Origin of the sequence: Paraburkholderia sp. BR10936, from assembly GCF_040965735.1 — a bacterium.
In the GTDB taxonomy this organism is placed as follows: Bacteria; Pseudomonadota; Gammaproteobacteria; order Burkholderiales; family Burkholderiaceae; genus Paraburkholderia; species Paraburkholderia nodosa_A.
The window spans coordinates 119,069-139,189 of record NZ_JBFRCM010000015.1; the positions used below are offsets into that span (position 1 = coordinate 119,069).

Sequence of the window (20,121 nt, forward strand, 5' to 3'; positions counted from 1 at the left end):
CTTTACGGGGCCGGTACCGACCGCGCAAGGGCGAGCGGACCCCGGTTGTCATACCCTCCGAACAAACCCCAACAAATGCAACAAGTTGTTTGACAACTACGGTGGGCCAGTGCTACTGTGCCCGGTATTGACAACCCACCATCCCAGCACGAGGCCTCATGAACGTGTCCCCGATTGTCGAGAGCGAATTCGCCTCGACTGTGATGGCAGTGCCGCCGCTCGCACGCCGCCCCGACTTCTCCCTCGACGTCGAACAGAACCGCAAGCTGATCCGCCATATGGAAGCGGGCGGTATTCGCACGCTGCTGTACGGCGGCAATGCGAATCTGTACCACGTCGCCGTGAGCGAATTCCGCGAGTTGCTTGACATGCTCGCCGGCCTCACCGCGCCCGAAACGCGCGTGATTCCGGCCATCGGCCCCGACTACGGCAAGATGCTCGACCAGGCGCGCATCCTCGCGCAAACGCAATACAAGACGGCCATGGTGCTGCCGCTCTCCGGCTTCACCACGCCCGCAGGCGTCGAAGCCGGTCTCGCGCGTATCGCCGACACCGCCGGTATTCCGCTCACGCTCTATATCAAGAGCGAAGACTACGTCGACGTCGACACGCTCGTGCGCCTGATCGACCGCGGCACGCTCATTGCGGTGAAGTACGCCATCGTGCGCAAGGACCCGGCGAACGATCCGTATCTGCGCCGCCTGCTGGAAAGCGTGCCGGCCTCGAAGGTCGTCTCGGGAATGGGTGAGCGTCCGGCGCTGGTCCACGTGCGCGACTTCGGTCTGGCTGCCTGGACCACGGGCTCGGGCTGTATCGCTTCGAGCGCCATCATGGCGCTCCTGAAGGCCGCGAAGGAGGGCCGTGCGGAAGAAGCCCAGCGCCTCTACGATGCCTTCATGCCGCTCGAAACGCTGCGCGACAACATCTCGCTCATCCGCGTGCTGCATGACGCCGTGACGCTCTCGGGCATTGCCGACATGGGTCCGATCCTGCCGCTGCTCTCGCAGTCGCCCGCTGAGGCGCTGCCGGCGATCGGCGACGCGGCCAGGGCGCTGCTCGCGTTCGAGCAGAAGCTGGCCGCAACGGCCCAGACCGCCAGCGCATAAATGGCAGATAGCATTTGAACGGAGCGAACATGCAGATTACTGGAGCCATGTTGTTGGGCGCGCAAGCGGTGCGCGGCGAGGCGGGCGAGATGCGCGCCTTCGCGCCCGCGCTCGGCCAGGAGATCGAGCCTTCTTTCGGCCTCGGCGGCAAGGCCGAAGTCGCGCGCGCCTGTGAACTCGCAGCGCAGGCGTTCGACGCCTTCCGCGCCGCCCCGCACGAAACGCGTGCGCGCCTGCTCGAAGCGATCGCCGAGCGCATTCTCGGCATCGGCGACGCGCTGATCGAGCGCGCGCATCTCGAATCGGCGCTGCCCAAGGCGCGCCTCGAAGGCGAGCGCGGCCGCACGGTCGGGCAGCTGCGCCTTTTCGCGTCGCTCGTGCGCGACGGCCGCTGGTGCGGCGCCGTGCTCGACTCGGCGCTGCCCGAGCGCAAGCCGCTACCGCGCTCGGACCTGCGCGCGCATCGCATCCCGCTCGGCCCGGTGGCCGTGTTCGGCGCGAGCAACTTCCCGCTGGCGTTTTCGGTGGCGGGCGGCGACACGGCTTCGGCGCTGGCTGCCGGCTGCCCGGTCGTCGTGAAGGCGCACCTCGCGCATCCGGGCACCTCGGAACTCGTGGGCCGCGCGATCCAGCAGGCCGTGGCTGACGTCGGCCTGCCCGAAGGCGTGTTCTCGCTCGTGTTCGGCGGCGGCAACGAAGCGGGCGAAACGCTCGTGGCGCACGCGGCTATCAAGGCCGTGGGCTTCACGGGCTCGCGCCGCGGCGGTCTCGCGCTTTCGCACATCGCGGCCGCGCGTCCCGAGCCGATTCCGGTCTACGCCGAAATGAGCAGCATCAACCCGATGTTCGTGCTGCCCGCGGCGCTGGCCGCCCGCGGCGACGCGCTCGCGCAAGGCTTTGTCGATTCGCTCACGCTGGGCGTGGGCCAGTTCTGCACGAACCCAGGCCTCGTGTTCGCGATCGACTCGCCGGAACTTGACCGCTTCGTGAAGGCGGCGAGCGCCGCGCTCACGCAGAAGCCCTCGCAGAGCATGCTGACTCCCGGCATCGCCTCGACGTATGGCGAAGCGATTGCGGCGCGCAAGCAGCTGCCGGGCATCGAGAATCTCGCCGAAGGCACGAAGACAGAAGCGCATTGCGACGCACTGCCGGTCCTCTTCAAGGCGAGCGCCGAGCAGTTCCTCGCCCAGCACGCGTTGTCGGACGAGATCTTCGGGCCGACCTCGGTCGTCGTGGCGTGCCGCGACGAAGCGGAACTCGCGCGCGTGGCGGAGCACCTCGAAGGCCAGCTCACGGCGACGCTGCACATCGACCGCGACGACTACGCGATGGCCGCGCGCCTCTTGCCGATTCTCGAGCGCAAGGCCGGCCGCATTCTCGCGAACGGCTTCCCGACGGGTGTCGAAGTCTCGTATGCGATGGTTCACGGCGGCCCGTTCCCGGCCACTTCGGACGCGCGCTCGACTTCGGTGGGCGCGATGGCGATCGAGCGCTTCCTGCGTCCGGTCTGCTACCAGGACCTGCCGGCCGAACTGCTGCCGGTCACACTGCAGAACGACAATCCGCTCGCGCTGTGGCGTTTGCGCGACGGCGAGCTGGTGAAGCAGTAATCCCGCGAAAGCGGTCAGAAAAGCGCCTGCAGAAGCCTTGCAGGCGCTTTCTCCAAAAGGAGCCCGACAAGAGGCTCACAGTAGTCTCACAAAGAGCCTGACGTTGCTTGACAACTTGATGCGTGGTTCGGCATCCTGTGTCCGGCTTTGAAAATACAAGAATCGACGGGTCGCGTAGAACAAATTCCATAAACAGAGATGTGAGGAGATGCGATGTTCGATGGACGTTTGAAGGCCAGGGTGCTGGCCGTGTGTGTGGCGGCCGCCGCGGCGCTCGGCATGAGCGCGGCAAAGGCCGATCCCGTTTCGCTGAACATAGTCGACGTGGCCGGTAACCTGCAGCTCACGCAGAAGGCTTTCGAAGCGTTCAAGGCGAAAAACCCGAATCTCGTCTCCAACATCACTTACACCAACGCGCCCGCACCGCAGTTGCCTGGCAAGATCAAGGCCATGCAGGCCGCCGGTCGCGCCGACATTGATCTCGTGCTGACGGGGACCGACGCGCTCGCCGCCGGCATCGAACAGAATCTCTGGATGAAGCTGCTGCCCGACCAGCAGGCCGCGCTGCCGGGCGTGCTCGACAAGTACGCGCCGGGCGCGCGCAAGATGCAGGACCTGGCGCAAGGCTATGGCCTCGAAGTGGCGTACATGCCGGCCGGTCCGCTGATCGAATACAACCCGGCCAAGGTCGCCAGGCCGCCGCAAACGCCGCAGGAACTGCTGACGTGGTGCAAGGCGAACCCCGGCAAGCTGATCTATGCGCGTCCGGCCAACTCGGGTCCGGGCCGCACGTTCCTGATGGGCCTGCCTTACCTGCTCGGCGACAAGAACCCGCAAGACCCGATCAACGGCTGGGACAAGACCTGGGCGTTCCTGAAGGAGCTGAACTCGTGCGTGCCGTACTACCCGGGCGGCACCTCGGCGGTGATGAAGGAATTGGGCGAAGGCACGCGCGACATGACCGTGACGGTGACGGGCTGGGACATCAACCCGCGCGCGCTCGGCATCGTGCCGGCGGACTTCAAGGTGCAAGCGTTCAACAACATGACGTGGGTGAACGACGCCCACTATATGGTCGTGCCGAAGGGCGTTTCGAAAGAGAAGCTCGCGGTGCTGCTCAAGCTCATGAACTTCATGCTCGAGCCGCAGCAGCAGGCCATGACGTATGACGACGGCTACTTCTATCCGGGCCCGGCAGTGAAGGACGTCACGCTGCAGATGGCGCCGAAGGAAAGCCAGGACGTGATCGCGAAATACGGCCGCCCCGAGTACGCGAAGTGGCTCACGGCCTATCCGCATGTCCAGCCGCTTTCGGCGCAGGCGATGGTCGCGGCGTTCCAGAAATGGGACCGCGAAGTCGGTTCGCAGAAGTCGCAGTAACGAGAGGAAGAATCAGCAATGGACGGACGGTATTCGAGTCGCTCATTCGGGTTGAGTGCCGTCCGCGTTCCATTCGTACGTAGTTGATCTTGTTGATCAGGAACGGGTCATGAAGCATTCTTTCGATCGCCTGCGCCTCGACTCGGTGTGTCGTAGCTTCACTAGCGCAGAGGGGACGCAGCTCGCCGCGCTGCGCGGTCTCGACCTCGATATTCGCCGCGGCGAATTCATCGCGCTGCTAGGGCCGTCGGGCTGCGGCAAATCCACGGCGCTCAATTGCATCGCCGGTCTGCAGCCGCTCACGAGCGGCAGCATCTGGCTTGATGACCAGCGCATCGACGTGTTGCCGCCCGAGAAACGCGGCTTCGGCATGGTGTTCCAGAATTACGCGTTGTTCCCGCACATGACGGTGCTGGAAAACGTCGGCTTCGGCCTGAAAATGCAGGGCGTGCCGCGCGAAGAGGCGAAGCGCCGCGCGCGCGAGGCGCTGCAGCTCGTGCAGCTCGTCGGCCATGAAAACAAGCTGCCGGGCCAGCTTTCGGGCGGCCAGCAGCAGCGCGTGGCGATTGCCCGCGCCATCGTCATCGAGCCGCCGCTCGTGCTGATGGACGAGCCGCTCTCTAACCTCGACACCAAGCTGCGCATCGAAATGCGCGCGGAAATCCGCCGCATTCACGGGCAGCTCGAACGCGCCACGATTTACGTGACCCACGATCAGGACGAAGCGCTTTCGATGGCGGACCGCATCGTCGTGATGAAAGAGGGCGTCGTGCAGCAGGTCGCGACGCCGAAGGAAGTGTATAGCCGCCCCTCGAATCTGCACGTTGCGCGCTTCATGGGCTTTCGCAATGTGCTGCCGTTCGCCATGACGGGCGAGCAGGGCGCGCATGTTGCGATGTCGTCCTCGGGCATCACGCTCACAGGCGTGCCGATGGGCGAATTGAACGGCGGCGAAATTTCCGTGGCCATGCGCCCCGAGGATTTCGAGCGCGCCAACGCGGGCGATGCGAACGCCTTCGACGTCGAAGTGGAAATGGTCGAATACGGCGGCCGCGATTCGCTGCTGCTCGCCAACGCGCCGTTCGGCAAGCTGTGGGCGCGCGTGGAAGGCGAATTCGAAGCGGGCGAGCGCGCCACGCTGCGCGTCGCGCCTTCGCACGTGCTGGCCTACGCGGAGCGTGCGTCATGAGCACGCTCCTTCCGTCGCTGGTCAAGGCGCCGCGCGATTCTCGCGGCTGGCTCATCACGCCCGCGCTCGGCTTCATCATCGCGATGTTCCTCTATCCGTTCGCCTACGGTCTCGTCCTGTCGTTCAGGCCGATGAACGGCGGGGGCATGTTCGCGAATTACCTGCAGTTCGTTCACGACCTTTCGCTCTGGCCCACGGTGTTCGTCACGCTCAAGCTGGCGGTGCCCGCGACGATCATCAATGTCGGGCTCTCCCTGCCGGTGGCCTTCGCGCTGCGCCGCAAGTCGCCGTACCAGAAGCTCGTGACCACGCTGCTCGTCATCCCCGTCACGCTCGGCACTGTGCTGATCGCCGACGGCATGCTCAGTTACTTCGGCCCGAACGGCTGGTTCCCGCAGGCGCTGCACGCACTGCATCTGTATACGAACGAAGAGATCCGGCTCACGCACAACTATTGGGGCGTGCTGATTTCGCTGATCGTTTCGGGTTTCCCGTTCGCGTTTCTGCTCACGCTCTCGTACGTCACCGGCATCGACCCGACGCTCGCGCGGGCGGCGGCCACGCTTGGCGCAGGCCCGTGGCAGCAGTTCCGGCAAATCTATTTGCCGCTGCTCGCGCCCGGTCTCACGATGGCCGCGTGCCTGTCGTTCGTGCAGGCGTATTCGGTGTTTCCTTCGGCGGTGCTGCTCGGTGCGCCCGCGGGTCCCACGCGCGTGATCTCCATTGCGGCAGCGGAGGCGGCGTTCGAGAGCTATGACTACTCGCTCGCCTCGACCATCGCCATCGTGATGGGCTTCGTGCAGTTGATCGTCGTGGCCGCGATGTTGAGCGCCAAGCGCTTCTTCTACTCGGGCCCGGTGAGCGGGGGGAAAGGCTGATGAGCGCCCATCAACGTAACGCGGCCGGCCTCGGCACGGGTGCGCAGGCGGGCGAGGAGCGCAGCGCTCCCGCCGCTAACGTCGAGCAGGCCAGGCCCGCTTCGCGCCTGCCCGACGTGCTCTGGAAAGTGTTCGTCTGGGGCGGCGTGGTGTTCTTCCTGCTCAATGTTGTGCTGCTGATCGCCACGGTGGGCGTGAACTCGATCGCCACACGCTGGTTCGGCACGCCGCTGCCGCAGGGCTTCACGCTGCACTGGTATGCGCAGGCGTGGCGCGACTTCCAGCTTTCGAGCGTGCTGTGGGTGACGTTCGAAGTGGTCGGCTCGGTCGTGCTGCTGTCCATCGCGCTGGGCGTGCCCGCGGCCTACGCTCTGGCGCGCGCGCAGTTCCCAGGCAAGCGCATTGCCATGCTCGTGTTTCTGCTGCCGCTCATGGTGCCGCCCGTCACGTACGGTATTCCGATGGCCACTGCGATGTACCAGATCGGCCTCGCGGGCACGCTGCCCGGCGTGATCCTCGCGAACCTGGTGCCCGCGCTGCCGTTCGTGATCCTCGTGATGACGCCGTTCATCGAGCAGATCGATCCGAACCTCGAGTCGGCCGCGCGCATTTTCGGCGCGAACACGTTCCGCTATTTCCGTTATGTATTGCTGCCGCTCCTCGTGCCGGGGATGCTGGCGGCCGGGCTGCTCGTGCTGGTGCGCACGATCGGCATGTTTGAACTCACTTTCTTTACCGCCGGGCCCGACACGCAGACGCTGGTGGTTGCGCTGTACTACGCCGTCTTCTCGACGGGCGTGCGTGCGCCGCAATCCATCGACGCGATGGCCATGATCTACATGGCCATCACGCTCGCGTGGGTGCTGGTGGCACTGCAGTTCGTCAGCCCGACACAGCTCGTGTCGCGCGTGAAGGAGCAGCGCTAGGGCCGGCGGCTTTACTGGAAACACCTGGAGCAACGCAAGATGAGCAAGAAGCGAAAGACCCCCGAAGAACTGCGCAGCCACCGCTGGTATGGCGTGAACGACCTGCGGTCGTTCGGCCATCGCTCGCGCACCGCGCAGATGGGCTACAGCCGCGAGGAGTACGCGGGCAAACCGGTGATCGCCATCCTCAATACGTGGAGCGAGATCAACCCTTGCCATACGCACTTCAAGCAGCGCGTGGAAGAGGTCAAGCGCGGCATCTGGCAGGCGGGTGGTTTCCCGATCGAACTGCCGGTGCAGACGCTTTCCGAGCCGTTCCAGAAGCCCACCACGATGCTCTATCGCAACTTCCTCGCCATGGAGGCGGAAGAGACGATCCGTTCGTACCCGGCCGACGGCGTCGTGCTGATGGGCGGCTGCGACAAGACCACGCCCGCGCTGCTGATGGGCGCGATCTCGATGGATCTGCCGACTATTTTCCTGCCCGCGGGTCCGATGCTCAACGGCAACTGGAACGGCGTGACGCTCGGTTCGGGTTCGGACACCTGGAAGTACTGGGCCGACCTGCGCGCGGGCAAGATCACCGAAGAGGACTGGAAGGGCGTCGAAGGCGGCATTGCACGCTCGCCGGGCCACTGCATGACGATGGGCACGGCATCGACGATGACGAGCGCCGCGGAAGCCTTGGGCTTCACGCTGCCGGGCTTCGCCTCGATTCCCGCGCCGGACTCGCGCCACGCGCAGATGTCGGCAAAGACGGGCATGCGCATCGTCGAGATGGTGTGGGAAGACCTGAAGCCGTCGGACATCATCACGCGCAAGTCGGTCGACAACGCCGTGACCACGTGTCTCGCGCTTTCGGGCTCGACCAACGCGATCGTCCACATGATCGCGCTTGCGCGCCGCGCCGGTGTCGATCTCACGCTCGCGCAGTACGATGAAATCGCGCGCCGCACGCCGGTGCTCGCGAACATCCGCCCGACCGGCAAGTACCTCATGGAGGACTTCTACTACGCCGGCGGCCTGCGCGCGATGCTCAAGGAACTCGGCGAGCTGATCGACGGCACGCAGATGACCGTGAACGGCAAGACGCTCGGCGAAAACATCGCCGACGCGCAAATCTACAGCGAAGAGGTAATCTATCGCCGCGCGAAGCCGCTCATGCCGGATACGGGCCTCGCCGTGCTGCGCGGCAATCTCGCACCGGACGGCGCCGTCATCAAGCCCGGTGCGGCGGAAAAGCGCTTGCACGTGCACACGGGCAAGGCCGTAGTGTTCAAGGATTACAACGACATGGCTGCGCGCATCGACAGTGAAGAGCTCGACTGCGACGAGAACAGCGTGATCGTGCTCCAGCACGCGGGTCCTGTCGGCGCGCCGGGCATGCCGGAGTGGGGCCAGCTGCCGATTCCGCAAAAGATTCTGCAGAAGGGCGTGCGCGACATGTTGCGTATTTCCGACGCGCGCATGAGCGGCACGAGCTACGGCGCATGCGTTTTGCACGTGGCGCCGGAATCGTTCATCGGCGGTCCGCTCGCCCTCGTGCAGGACGGCGACCTGATCGAGCTGAACGTGCCGGAGCGCCGCCTGAACGTGCTGATTTCGGACGAGGAAATGGCGCGCCGCAAGGCCGCGTGGGTCGCACCGGAACCGCGCTTCAGGCGCGGATATGGCGCGATGTACCAGATGCACGTCATGCAGGCCAACAACGGCTGCGAGTTCGACTTCATGCAGCGTGACGGCGTGGGCGGCTCGTGCGCCAGCGCCGGCGGCGAACCCGAGATTCACTAAGGAGACGAATTCGGCCGGGAGCGCTTCAGGGGTGATGCGCTCCTTGCCGGACAGGAGGCAATGTAGCAACCAGGGTTTTAACGAGTATCAAACCACAACGACTAAAGATAGGACGACTGATGAAAAAGACTATCCTCGCTTCCGCGCTTGGACTCGCCGCGCTGGGCGCTCACGCGCAAAGCAGCGTCACGCTGTACGGTATCGTCGATAACGGTATTGGTTATCAAAGCAGCTCCACCTCGCTGGGCAAGACTTCTGGCGGACGTTCGCTCGTCAAGATGGCGCAGGGCATCTGGGCCGGTTCGCGCTTCGGCTTGAAGGGCGGCGAAGATCTGGGCGGCGGCACGCGCGCGATCTTCACCCTTGAAGAAGGCTTCAATTCGGCAACGGGCGCACAGCAAACCACGAACCTGATGTTCAGCCGCCAGGCGTTCGTGGGTGTCACGAACGCGAACTACGGCACGCTGACGGCCGGCCGCCAGTACGCCCCGTACTACACGCTGCTTTCGCCGTACAGCCCGACCACGTGGCTGACCGGCGCATACGGCGCGCACCCGGGCGACATCGACTCGATGGACACCATCTATCGCATCAACAACGCGCTGGTCTATACGTCGCCGAACATCGCGGGCCTGACCGTGAGCGGCATGTATGCACTGGGCGGCGTGGCGGGCAGCACCGGCGCAGGCCAGACGTGGAGCCTTGCCGCGCAATACCTGCACGGTCCGGCAGGCATCGCCGTAGGCTTCGAGCGCCTGCACAACGCGACGCCTAACGGCGGCGCATGGAGCGCGAACTCGACGGCTTACAGCAATGGCGAGCCGGGCGTGTCGGCTCTCACGAACGGCTTCCAGACGACACAGTCGCAGCAGCGCCTGGCTGTGACAGCTGGCTACCAGTTCACCTCGCAGTGGGACATTTCGGTGGCTTACTCGAACGTCCAGTACATTCCGGGCACGGGTTCGTCCTTCCACGACACGCAGATCTGGAACACGGGCGGCGTCGTGCTGCACTACAAGCCGATCACCGTGCTCGACCTCGCGGCTGGGTTCTCCTACACGCGCGCGACCAAGGCCAACGGCATCCAGAGCTCGGCTTCGTACGCACAGTACAACCTGTCGCAGTACTACACGCTGTCGAAGCGCACGGGTCTGTACTTCGTCGAGGCGTACCAGCGCGCAGGCGGTCAGACGCTTGGCACGAACGGCGCGGGCAACATCATCAACGCGACTGCCGACATCGGCGATGGCCAGAACAGCGCGCCGTCCTCGTCGCGCAGCCAGGTGGCGGGCGCGATCGGTATCATTCACCGCTTCTAAGTCTTCACGCTCCGAAAGCAGTATGTTCGGCGGTGCCGGGTCGATAACCGGCGCCGCCGTTTTTTTTGCGGGCAGAGGTAGTAGAACATCTAATCTTCGAATATCCGGCCGAATCGATAAGATCCTGCGATGTTTCACGGAGAATCGGCATGACATTCACGACTTCCGCGCTTCATCTCTCCAACGTCAGGCTGGCCGACGGCCAGCGCGTTGGCGTCGCGCTCGCCGATGGCCGCATCGAGGCAATCGGACCCCACGTCGCGGCACAGCCGGGCGTACCAGTCGTCGACGGCGGCGCAGGGCTGCTGCTGCCCGGATTCGTCGAAGGCCACACGCACCTCGACAAGAGCAACTGGGGCCGCCCGTGGTATCGCAACGAGGTAGGGCCGCTGCTCACCGACCGCATCGCCAACGAGCGCGAATGGCGCAGGACCTCGGGCCACGATGCCGCCGCCCAGTCGCTCGCGCTGGCGCGTGCATTCGTGCAGGCCGGTACGACGCGCCTGCGGACCCATGTCGACATCGACACCGACGCGCGGTTGCGCTACCTCGAAGGCGTGCTCGCCACGCGGCAGACGCTGCGCGATGTCCTCGACCTGCAGATCGTCGCGTTTCCGCAGTCGGGCATGCTGATCCGGCCCGGTACGGTCGAACTGCTCGACAGCGCACTGGCGGCCGGCGCCGACGTGCTCGGCGCGCTCGACCCGGCGCTGATCGACGGCGATCCCGTGGCCTCGCTCGATGCCACGTTCGCACTGGCGGAGCGCCATCGCAAGCCGATCGATATTCATCTGCACGAACCCGGCGAGGTCGGGGCGTTCACGCTGAAACTGCTGCTCGATCGCGTGCAGGCGCTCGGCATGCAAGGCCAGGTGGTCGTGAGTCACGCGTTTTGTCTGGGCGCGTTGCCGGAGCGTGTGCGCGACGCATTGATCGACCGGATTGCGCAACTGCGCGTGGCGCTGCTGACGAGCGCGCCGCCTTCGTGCCCGGTTCCGCCGCTCAAGGTCTGCCGCGACAGGGGCGTGACGGTGTTTGGCGGCAACGACGGCATTCGCGACACGTGGTCGCCGTATGGCGTGCCCGACATGCTCGAGCGTGCCATGTTGATCGGCTTGCGCTACGACTTGCGGCGCGACGACGATATCGCTATCGCATTCGACTGCGTGAGCGTGGCCGCCGCGCGTGGCTGCGGTTTCGCCGACTACGGTCTGCAGGTTGGGGCGCGTGCGGACCTCGTGGTCGTCGAGGCGGAGAGCGTCGCGCAGGCCGTCGTCGCGCGGCCCAAGCGCAAGCTGGTTGTCGCGAATGGATGTGTCGTCGTGCGTGATGGGGAGTGGATCGTGTAAGTGATCGGTGGGACATGCAGCACGGCGGCGCGTTCGGTCCGCCAAAAAGCGCTTCGCAGATTGCCAGGTTAAGGCTCGGTTCGACCCTTCTCTGTCGTTCCACTTAGAACAGCGTATGCAACTTCTGCGTGTTCTTCATCGGCCGCGATGGCATCGTTAGATGCCACCGTGCGCGGCGATGAACATGGCGACTGCCGACCGGCAATAGGATTCGATTTCGTTGTCGTCCTCTGCTCTCGCCTCGTCGAAGCGGGCGATAAGCAGGAGATCGGATCCTTTGAACAGCGCGGCAAACAAGCGGGCCGACTGGAGAGCGTCGGGTACGTTCAGAATCGCTTTCGCGTGCAACTGACTCAACACGGCCTCGATTTGGGCGATGACATGCGCGGGCCCGGCATCGTAATGGAGCTTGCTTAACGACGGTTGATTCGTCTTGTCGGCCAACACCATGGCTTCGACACTGCGGACGTCCGGGCTCAACAGCGTGCGAAGCAGGGATGATCCCACCGCCATGAGCTGATCTTCGGCCGAACCGTCGACGCCTTCAGAAAGGGCCTGCGGTGCAAACTGATCGCAGCGGGCCACCATGGCCGCGCTGAACAGCGCCTCCTTGTTCTCGAAGTGCCGATAGATGCTGAGCTTGGATATCTTCGCGCGCTGGGCGACCTTGTCCATGGTCGTCGCTTGAAAACCCAATTCCACAAAGAGTTCGCAGGCGGCGTCGACGATCGTTTGGCGAAGCGCCTCGTTGGCGGGCCGGCCGCGCCGGCCCTGGCTGTTTTCGGTCACGTCAATTCCAGTACTTGACAGTATTCAAATTCATGTATTACGATACCATTAAGTATCGCAATGTGCAAGCCAAGGGTGGTTTCACCGGTTGTCCAAATCAGGGTTCCCCGGGGCGCCCAGCGACATCGAATGGGGCATTGTCCGGCCGGTCACCTACTCGCTGACCCTCTCTAGCGCGTATCGCCCGCCGATATTGCACACCACGCCCAGCCGACCCCTCCATCCACAACACGGAGCCCAACACCATGAATGACGTCATCATCATCGGCGGCAGCTTTGCCGGCCTCGCCGCCGCCCTGCAGCTCGGCCGTGCCCGCCGCAAGGTCACCGTTCTCGATACCGGCAGGCCGCGCAATCGCTTTGCCGGCCACTCGCATGGCCTGCTCGGCCACGATCACAAGCCGCCGCTGGACATCCTGGTCGAGGCGCGGCAGCAGCTGGTGCGCTATCCAACGATCAGGCTGGTCGATGCCCGAGCCGAGAGCGTGTCTGGCGCCATCGACGATTTCTGCGTCGTCACTGACGATCACGAAAGCCTGAGGGCGCGACGCCTGATCCTGAGCTATGGCGTCGCCGACCAGATGCCTGATGTTCCGGGCTTTGCCGAAAGCTGGGGCACGTCCATCGTGCCCTGCCCCTATTGCGACGGCTTTGAAGTCGCCGGCCAGCATTGGGGCCTCGTCTGGTCCAGCCCGCAATCGCACCAGTCTGCCAGGCTGTTCCGCGATTGGACTGACAAGTTGACTGTCTTCGCCGATGGTCATGACATTGCGGCCGATATCCAGGCCGATCTGGCGCGCCGCAACATACCTCTCGTCGATGGCCGGATCGTCGAGATCGCCCATCACATGGGCCATATCGCCACCGTCAATCTCGATACCGGTCGCAATGTCGCGGTCGATATTCTGTTCGCCCAACCGCGCAACAGGCCGTCCGCAAGCCTGCATGAATCACTGGGCCTCGCCACGGTCGATACGCCCACCGGTATCGTCCTAAAGGTCGACGAGCGCCGCCAAACCAGCATGCCCGGCATCTACGCCGCCGGCGACCTCGCCACGCCCTTCTTGCCCTCGGTCACCCAGGCATCATCGCAGGGCGCGATGGCGGGTATCTTCGCCCAGCAGTCGATGGTTGTTTGAGAGCACAGATTCCTTTCTCCCGTTGCGTCGTCGCCTTCGAAAAGGTCGGCGTAGATCGGCGCGGTGAAGGACGGATCGTCGAGTCAAGGACAGGGCACGCCGCGCTCAGAGGAAGTTCCTGATTAGCATCGTCACCCACCGCCAGGCACCGCCGCAGCCGGCGGCCCGGCAGCGCGCATCGGGATCCGCCAGAAGGCGGCCATTGGCGTCGCTCACCGAACTTGAGTTGCTCAGGAAGTACGCCACGCTGTCTTGCAAGGGATCGAGCCCGTCCTCAGGGATATCTATCCACAGGCCGTTTTCGGTATTCAAGCGGGCCGACAGCGAATCGAAATTGAAACTGCCAAGATAATATCGATGGCCGTCGATGAGGACCAGCTTGGCGTGCATCATGCGGTTCTCTCGGTCGGAATATTCGCGCACCTCGATCCCCGCATTCACCAAGCCGGGCAGATCGTCGGCATAGGCGCGCCCGACCGCGGGGAATTCCTGCGTGATGCTCGCCAGCGAGGCGCTCACCAGGATCACGTGGACACCTTCGCGCTGCCTGCGCTCAAGCGCCTCGCGCAGTTCCGGAACCAGGATCAGGTAGGGGTTGATGATCAGGATTTCGTGCTGCGCCCTATCGAATGCTTCTAGCATGTCCTGCAACGTGCCTGGCGAGCGCTTGTCGGGCCAGTCGTGGACATAGTGCAGTCGCTCGCAGGCGATCGGCATCCAGGCGGGATCAAAATACGCCCCGCGAGCGGGCGGAGCGGCGGGATCATCGGGCGTATCGGAGGCAGTGGGTGTATCGGTAGCGGCCAGGTCTGTCGCCAGGGCAGCAGCATCGAGCGGAGCCTGCAGCCATTTGCGCCAATAATGGATGCGAGCCGGGTCCAGCGTCGGATAACCCTGCGAGTCTCGATAAGGACTTTCGACGTTGAGGAATTTTTCCGGCTCGGGGCGAACCACTTCCGGGCTATTCCAGAACAACGCGAAATGCTGGTACATGGCGTGCAGGGAGGAAGCCTCCTGGCCGGCGTCGCCCGACACCATCAAATCGCGCTCGCTGAGCCAGTTGCGGAAGCTCTCATCCCAGATCGAGGTACTGCCGATCACGGCCGTGTCGCCAACCAGGAACAGTTTGTCGTGCATGCGATGCGAAATCTCGACGAGATCGGATCGTGGATGGAAGATTCGGAGTTCAATGCCGGGCGCCACCTCGTGCAGGGCGACGATGAGTTCGTCCTCGAACGGGTAGTGCGGCTCGGGGCCGATGCCGTCGATCAGCAGCTTGACCGGCACGCCTCGGCGCGCAGCCTCGACCAGATGACGCAAAAGCAGGCCGCCGGTCTGATCGATTTCGAAGATGTAGGCGAGGATGCGGATCTGTTCGGTAGGCGCGGCACGGTCGACCAGCGCAATCCGCGACTGCATCAACTGACCGTCATCAAGACTGGCGACCAGGTCGACACATTGCGCGTGACCTTGCTGGGAAGAGGCAAACACGCACGCCAGAATGAGCGCCAGGCTTCTTGTTGTGGTCATGATGTGGCAAACGGGTTCGATGTGTTTCCGGCCCTATGTCCTTGAAGGTCTGCAAGGCTTTGTCGCGTAAGCGCGGTCAAGTCGCTCGCTGTTACTTCGGGAAGGTGAACAGAGATCGACCCACTGCCGTCGTTCGATCATCTGCTCCGTGGAAGACCCTTCTCGAGGGTACAGCGGCCATTGCCATAACGCTGCGATCGTTGAACCATCCAGACGCCTTTCACACCTTACCTGTAGTCATTCCCCAGCGATTCGGCTAACGCATATCGGGTCTTTACCCATGCCCTTTGGAGTGGTTGCCGACTTCCTGTCATATCCATCCGCGCAAGAATGACATGACCGTCGCCGACGGGGCCGTGAAGTTGTCATGCCCGTCACTGATTCGCGGCAAGACCAGGCTCCCGCCATCGGGCTACTGTCCTATCGATATTCCGACTCACTGTCGGTTCGCTGAGGGATCACATCATGAACAAGCTCACTGCCACCATTCTCGCCAGCTGCTTCTCGTTCGCGACCGCGGGCGCCTTCGCCGATGATAGTGTACCGACCGACGCGACTGCCAACGACGCGCCGAGTCAGGAGATAACCGCAAAGAGCGCAACAGAATCAGACGCGATGAGCGCCGACAGCGCGGCCAAAGACGCGATGAAAGAAGATGCGATGAACCATGACGGCATGGCCGGAGATGAAACAAAGAATGCCGAGGTGAAGGAGTAGTGTCGATGCCAGGTGATCCGCTGATGCCAGACCAGAAGACGCTTCCCGGAGGCGCTCCACGGATCACCCTCACCAGGCACCCGCGCAGTAGTCAGGCCCTTCGAAGCCTTGACGGTTTCGGAACGTCCGTTGCCTGGTGGAGAGCCGACGTACGAATGTCAGCGTGAGAACGGTGGCCAGCGTCGGCAACTGGCGGGCATAACAACAAGGTGAAATGTCCAGGATCTTCGCTAAGCCGCAGCCCCTCCTTATGCAAAGTTTGCATATGTCCATGCCGACACAGCATTAGACGAGCACGTCGGGCCACTTCATCATCGCGTCTCCGCAGCAATTGCGGTTGCCTCTACATCCCAGTGGTCACAAGGCATTACAACAAGGACATGCGTTATCAGGGCCGGCCGGCCGTGTAGACAGGCTCGGTACGGTACATGGATGCCGTACTCCCGGTATGGCTCGCTCGCGCTGTCCATCACGTAGGAGACAATGTGAAGCAATCGATACAACGGAACATCGGCCCGTTCGCGCTGATGTTCACCGGCCTCGGGTCGATCATCGGTTCGGGCTGGCTGTTCGGCGCGTGGAAGGCGGCGAAAATTGCAGGTCCGGCGGCGGTTTGCGCCTGGATTATCGGCGCCGTGGTCATTCTGGCCATCGCGCTCACCTACGCCGAACTCGGTGCGATGTTCCCGGAGTCGGGCGGTATGGTCCGCTACGCCCGCTACTCGCACGGCGCACTGGTGGGCTTCATCAGCGCGTGGGCGAACTGGATCGCCATTGTCTCGGTGATCCCGATCGAAGCCGAAGCCTCGATCCAGTACATGAGCACCTGGCCCTATGCCTGGGCGCACGCGCTCTTCGTCGACGGGTCGTTGACGCATTCAGGGCTCGGGCTCTCCGCGATTCTCGTGATCATCTACTTCATGCTCAACTATTGGGGCGTGAAACTGTTCGCGCGTGCCAACAGCGCGATCACGATCTTCAAGTTCATCATCCCGGGTCTGACGATCATCGGCCTGATGGCGGGTAGCTTCCACCAGGAAAACTTCGGCCAGACGACCTCGTTCGCCCCGTATGGCTGGTCGGCGGTGTTCACGGCAGTCGCCACGAGCGGCATCGTGTTCGCGTTCAACGGCTTCCAGAGCCCGATCAACCTCGCGGGTGAAGCGCGCAATCCGGCGAAGAGCGTGCCGTTCGCAGTCATCGGCTCGATTCTCTGCGCACTCGTGATCTACGTGCTGCTGCAGGTCGCCTATATCGGTGCGGTCAATCCGGCCGACGTCGCGAAGGGCTGGAACACGTTCAACTTCAAGTCGCCGTTCGCGGAACTCGCGATCGCGCTGAACCTGAACTGGCTCGCGATCCTGCTCTACGTCGATGCATTCGTGAGCCCGAGCGGCACCGGTACGACCTACATGGCGACGACCTCGCGCATGATCTACGCGATGGAGCGCAACAACACGATGCCGAAGATGTTCGGCAACGTGCACCCGTTCTACGGCGTGCCGCGCAACGCGATGTGGTTCAACCTGCTCGTGTCGTTCATCTTCATGTTCTTCTTCCGCGGCTGGAGTTCGCTCGCGGCGGTGATCTCGGTGGCAACGGTGATTTCGTACCTCACGGGTCCGATCAGCCTGATGGCGCTCAAGCGCGCCGCCACGGACATCGAGCGCCCGCTCTCCGTGCCGTTCATGAAAGTGATCGCGCCGTTCGCATTCGTGTGCGCATCGATGATCCTGTACTGGGCGAAGTGGCCGCTGACCGGCGAAATCATTCTGCTGATGGTTGTCGCGCTGCCGGTGTACTTCTACTTCCAGAGCAAGCAGGGTTTTGACGGCTGGGGCCAGGATCTGAAGGCCGCATGGTGGCTGTGCGCGTACCTGCCGATCATGGCGCTGCTCTCGCTCGTCGGCAGCAAGCAGTTCGGCGGCGCCGGTCTGCTTCCGTACGGCTGGGACATGCTGGTCGTCGCGCTGGTCTCGCTCGTGTTCTATTACTGGGGCGTGAATTCGGGCTATCGCTCGCCGTACCTCGCGGAACGCCAGGAGCACGACGAAGTCCTCGAGGGCATCGCAGTCCATTGAATGTCGATCGCCTGTCATGCGCGCCGTGGTCATCGCCAGCAGAGATATCTCTGCTGGCGCTCGGAAATGCATTACAGGCTGCGAAGACGCGGGAGCATTGCAGGGGGCGGCGTCCATTGCATGGTCGAACGCTTTGACGCTGGCACCGCTCGAAGATCGGAGGAGGTAGTCGTGGCGATGCGTGCTCTGATTGCGGGATCAGGCCTGAAGTTGGCAACAGAAAAGATGTTGCGAAGTACGGCGGCGTCTAGGCATCACTGGATGAAACGTCGTAGCTCTACCGTGGACGGGCGGCCGAAGATGTCCTCGGGCGGTCCGCTTTCCCATACGCGGCCTTCGTGCATGAACACCACGTTGTCACTGACCGCGCGCGCGAAGCGCATTTCGTGGGTAACCATGATGAGAGTCATGTTCTCGCGCGCGAGGCTTTCCACGACGCCCAACACCTCGCCCACCAGTTCGGGGTCGAGCGCGGATGTGATTTCGTCGCAGAGGAGTACGCTCGGCTTCATGGCGAGTGCGCGCGCAATGGCGACGCGCTGCTGCTGTCCACCCGAGAGTTGATTGGGATATGCGTCGAATTTGTCGCCCAGACCAACGCGCTCCAGCATTTGATGCGCGTTGGCGCGCGCTTCCTTGCGCGGCGCCTTCTTGACAACCGTCTGTGCAAGCATCACGTTTTCGCTGGCCGTGAGATGCGGAAACAGGTTGTATTGCTGGAAGACCATGCCGACCTTCAGCCGCAGTGCCCGCAGGTCCGCGTGCCGTGCATCGACGTGTTCGCCGTCGATTTCGATCGATCCCGCGTCGATACTTTCGAGCCCGTTCAGCGCCCGCAGCAATGTGCTCTTGCCGGAGCCGCTGCGCCCGATGATGCTGACGACCTGGCCGCGTTCGACCGTAAGGTCGATTCCCTTCAGTACATGATGGGCGCCGAACTGCTTTTCGACGCCCTCGGTCTTAACAAGCGGCATGCCATTTCCTTTGCAGGGCCCGCGCATACCGCGTAAGCGGGTAGCAAAGGGCGAAATAGACCAGCGCAACGAGTCCGTAGACGAGAAACGGGCGAAACGTCGCGTTCGAAATTTGGGTGCCAGCCTTCGTGAGTTCGGCAAAGCCGATAATCGACACGAGCGCCGTATCCTTGATGGCCTGCACACCGAAACCCACGGTGGGACCGATGGCGATACGCGCGGCTTGCGGCAGGATCACGTGACGTAACTGCTCGAAATAGTTCATGGCGAGACTGGCGGATGCTTCCCATTGACCTTTGGGCACCGCCTCCACGCAGCCGCGCCAGATTTCTGCCAGATAGGCACTGGTGAAGAAGGTAAGGCCAAGCGTGGCCGCCATCCAGGCCGAGACGTCGACACCTAGCAGCGGCAGGCCGAAGTACACGATAAACAGTTGCAGCAGCAACGGCGTGCCCTGGAACACTTCGATATAGACACGCACGAGAGCGCGCAGCACGCGCGAGCTCGATACGCGCATCACGAGCAGCAGCAAACCGACCATGCCACCGGTAACGAACGAAACGAGTGAGAGCAGGACAGTCCATCGCGCGGCCAGGAGCAATCCTGCGACGATCTGCGCGAATGTGAACTCGATCATCGCGCACCTCGCATGTTGCGCGTGAACAGTCGTCGGCCGGCGGCGGTGAGCGCGGCGCGCAGGAGTAGCGCCATCCCAAGATAGATCCCGGCGATGAGGAAATACGTTTCGAAAGCGCGGAAATTGCGCGACTGCACGTAGCTAGCCGCATACGTGAGATCCGCGACCGAGATCTGCGAGACGACGGCCGAGCCAAGCATCGTGATGACGATCTGGCTCGCCAGCGCCGGGAACACCTTCGCGAATGCTTGTGGAAGCAGCACGTGCACAAACGTTTCGCGGCGCGACATCGCGAGTGCCGCAGCGGCCTCGTGATGTCCGCGCGGCACCGCTTCAATGCCTGCGCGCAGGATTTCCACGGCATACGCACCGAGGTTCAGCGTCATGGCGAGCACGGCCGCGGTGTATTCGCCGATGTGCACGCCGAGGGCGGGCAGACCGAAGAACACGAAGAAAAGCTGGACGAGAAACGGCGTGTTGCGAATCGCCTCCACGTAGGCGTGAACGACTGCGCGCGGCGTCGCGCGGGGGCTCTGATATGCGGCGGCGCCCGCAACGCCGAGGCTGATGCCCAGCAGCGTTGAACTCGCCGTGAGCGCAAGCGTGACTGCGGCGCCGCTCGCGAACATGGTGGCATAGGCGGCGAGGTCGCCGAACTGTAGCTGATAGCTCATGAGGAAATGAGGGTTGCGTAGCGGAAATTGCC

17 protein-coding genes are annotated in these 20,121 nt (G+C 63.5%); 12 read left to right on the forward strand and 5 right to left on the reverse strand.

Annotated elements, in window-relative coordinates:
• Positions 1-158 precede the first annotated feature (158 nt).
• From AB4Y36_RS28005 to AB4Y36_RS28045, 9 genes are all read left to right on the forward strand, one after another.
• Positions 159-1,106, forward strand: coding sequence for a dihydrodipicolinate synthase family protein (locus AB4Y36_RS28005; RefSeq protein WP_368603043.1), 948 nt, complete (start codon positions 159-161; stop codon positions 1,104-1,106).
• Positions 1,107-1,135: 29 nt separating this feature from the next.
• Positions 1,136-2,716, forward strand: a complete 1,581-nt coding sequence (locus tag AB4Y36_RS28010) for an aldehyde dehydrogenase (NADP(+)) (protein ID WP_368684731.1) — start codon at positions 1,136-1,138, stop codon at positions 2,714-2,716.
• 279 nt (positions 2,717-2,995) lie between these two features.
• Entirely contained in the window at positions 2,996-4,096 is a 1,101-nt protein-coding gene (locus tag AB4Y36_RS28015; RefSeq protein ID WP_368603067.1) for an ABC transporter substrate-binding protein, read from the forward strand.
• Between the two features lie 109 nt (positions 4,097-4,205).
• Positions 4,206-5,285 carry an ABC transporter ATP-binding protein gene (locus tag AB4Y36_RS28020; RefSeq protein ID WP_069267326.1) on the forward strand — a complete coding sequence of 360 codons (1,080 nt, stop codon included), beginning with the start codon at positions 4,206-4,208 and terminating at the stop codon, positions 5,283-5,285.
• Positions 5,282-6,163: an ABC transporter permease gene (locus AB4Y36_RS28025; protein WP_368603045.1), complete on the forward strand. Its 882-nt coding sequence runs from the start codon at positions 5,282-5,284 to the stop codon at positions 6,161-6,163. The genes AB4Y36_RS28020 and AB4Y36_RS28025 overlap by 4 nt, the downstream gene beginning before the upstream one ends.
• Positions 6,163-7,089 (forward strand): ABC transporter permease, encoded by a 927-nt coding sequence (locus AB4Y36_RS28030; protein WP_368684732.1) that lies wholly within the window; start codon positions 6,163-6,165, stop codon positions 7,087-7,089. Before AB4Y36_RS28025 ends, AB4Y36_RS28030 begins: the two co-directional genes overlap by 1 nt.
• Before the next feature lie 39 nt (positions 7,090-7,128).
• Positions 7,129-8,880: an L-arabinonate dehydratase gene (gene araD, locus AB4Y36_RS28035; RefSeq protein ID WP_342946357.1), complete on the forward strand. Its 1,752-nt coding sequence runs from the start codon at positions 7,129-7,131 to the stop codon at positions 8,878-8,880.
• 119 nt (positions 8,881-8,999) lie between these two features.
• Positions 9,000-10,199 carry a porin gene (locus tag AB4Y36_RS28040; protein ID WP_069267329.1) on the forward strand — a complete coding sequence of 400 codons (1,200 nt, stop codon included), beginning with the start codon at positions 9,000-9,002 and terminating at the stop codon, positions 10,197-10,199.
• Between the two features lie 149 nt (positions 10,200-10,348).
• Positions 10,349-11,548 carry an amidohydrolase family protein gene (locus AB4Y36_RS28045; RefSeq protein ID WP_069267330.1) on the forward strand — a complete coding sequence of 400 codons (1,200 nt, stop codon included), beginning with the start codon at positions 10,349-10,351 and terminating at the stop codon, positions 11,546-11,548.
• A gap of 156 nt (positions 11,549-11,704) precedes the next feature.
• On the opposite strand, the gene AB4Y36_RS28050 is transcribed toward AB4Y36_RS28045, so the two are convergent.
• Positions 11,705-12,337, reverse strand: a complete 633-nt coding sequence (locus AB4Y36_RS28050; RefSeq protein WP_342946355.1) for a TetR/AcrR family transcriptional regulator — start codon at positions 12,335-12,337, stop codon at positions 11,705-11,707.
• A 245-nt stretch (positions 12,338-12,582) separates the two neighbouring features.
• On the opposite strand from AB4Y36_RS28050, the gene AB4Y36_RS28055 reads away from it, so the two are divergent.
• On the forward strand, positions 12,583-13,476 hold the full coding sequence (locus tag AB4Y36_RS28055) for an NAD(P)/FAD-dependent oxidoreductase (protein ID WP_368684733.1): 894 nt from the start codon (positions 12,583-12,585) through the stop codon (positions 13,474-13,476).
• A 105-nt stretch (positions 13,477-13,581) separates the two neighbouring features.
• Here the strand turns inward: AB4Y36_RS28055 and AB4Y36_RS28060 are convergent, their stop codons facing one another.
• Positions 13,582-15,006 (reverse strand): phosphatidylserine/phosphatidylglycerophosphate/cardiolipin synthase family protein, encoded by a 1,425-nt coding sequence (locus tag AB4Y36_RS28060; RefSeq protein WP_368684734.1) that lies wholly within the window; start codon positions 15,004-15,006, stop codon positions 13,582-13,584.
• Positions 15,007-15,471: 465 nt separating this feature from the next.
• Between AB4Y36_RS28060 and AB4Y36_RS28065 the strand changes: the two genes are divergently transcribed.
• Both AB4Y36_RS28065 and AB4Y36_RS28070 read left to right on the forward strand, forming a co-directional pair.
• The gene (locus AB4Y36_RS28065; RefSeq protein ID WP_069267335.1) at positions 15,472-15,723 is read left to right on the forward strand and encodes a pentapeptide MXKDX repeat protein; all 252 of its coding nucleotides are present in this window, start codon (positions 15,472-15,474) and stop codon (positions 15,721-15,723) included.
• 485 nt (positions 15,724-16,208) lie between these two features.
• The gene (locus AB4Y36_RS28070; RefSeq protein ID WP_069267336.1) at positions 16,209-17,804 is read left to right on the forward strand and encodes an APC family permease; all 1,596 of its coding nucleotides are present in this window, start codon (positions 16,209-16,211) and stop codon (positions 17,802-17,804) included.
• A 254-nt stretch (positions 17,805-18,058) separates the two neighbouring features.
• Here AB4Y36_RS28070 and AB4Y36_RS28075 read toward each other — a convergent pair whose 3' ends face one another.
• The 3 genes from AB4Y36_RS28075 to AB4Y36_RS28085 are packed head-to-tail and all read right to left on the reverse strand — an operon-like array spanning position 18,059 to position 20,089.
• Positions 18,059-18,778, reverse strand: a complete 720-nt coding sequence (locus AB4Y36_RS28075) for an amino acid ABC transporter ATP-binding protein (protein ID WP_368618454.1) — start codon at positions 18,776-18,778, stop codon at positions 18,059-18,061.
• Positions 18,765-19,415, reverse strand: a complete 651-nt coding sequence (locus tag AB4Y36_RS28080) for an amino acid ABC transporter permease (protein WP_069267338.1) — start codon at positions 19,413-19,415, stop codon at positions 18,765-18,767. The genes AB4Y36_RS28075 and AB4Y36_RS28080 overlap by 14 nt, the downstream gene beginning before the upstream one ends.
• Positions 19,412-20,089: an amino acid ABC transporter permease gene (locus AB4Y36_RS28085; protein WP_069267339.1), complete on the reverse strand. Its 678-nt coding sequence runs from the start codon at positions 20,087-20,089 to the stop codon at positions 19,412-19,414. Before AB4Y36_RS28085 ends, AB4Y36_RS28080 begins: the two co-directional genes overlap by 4 nt.
• Positions 20,090-20,121: the final 32 nt, after the last annotated feature.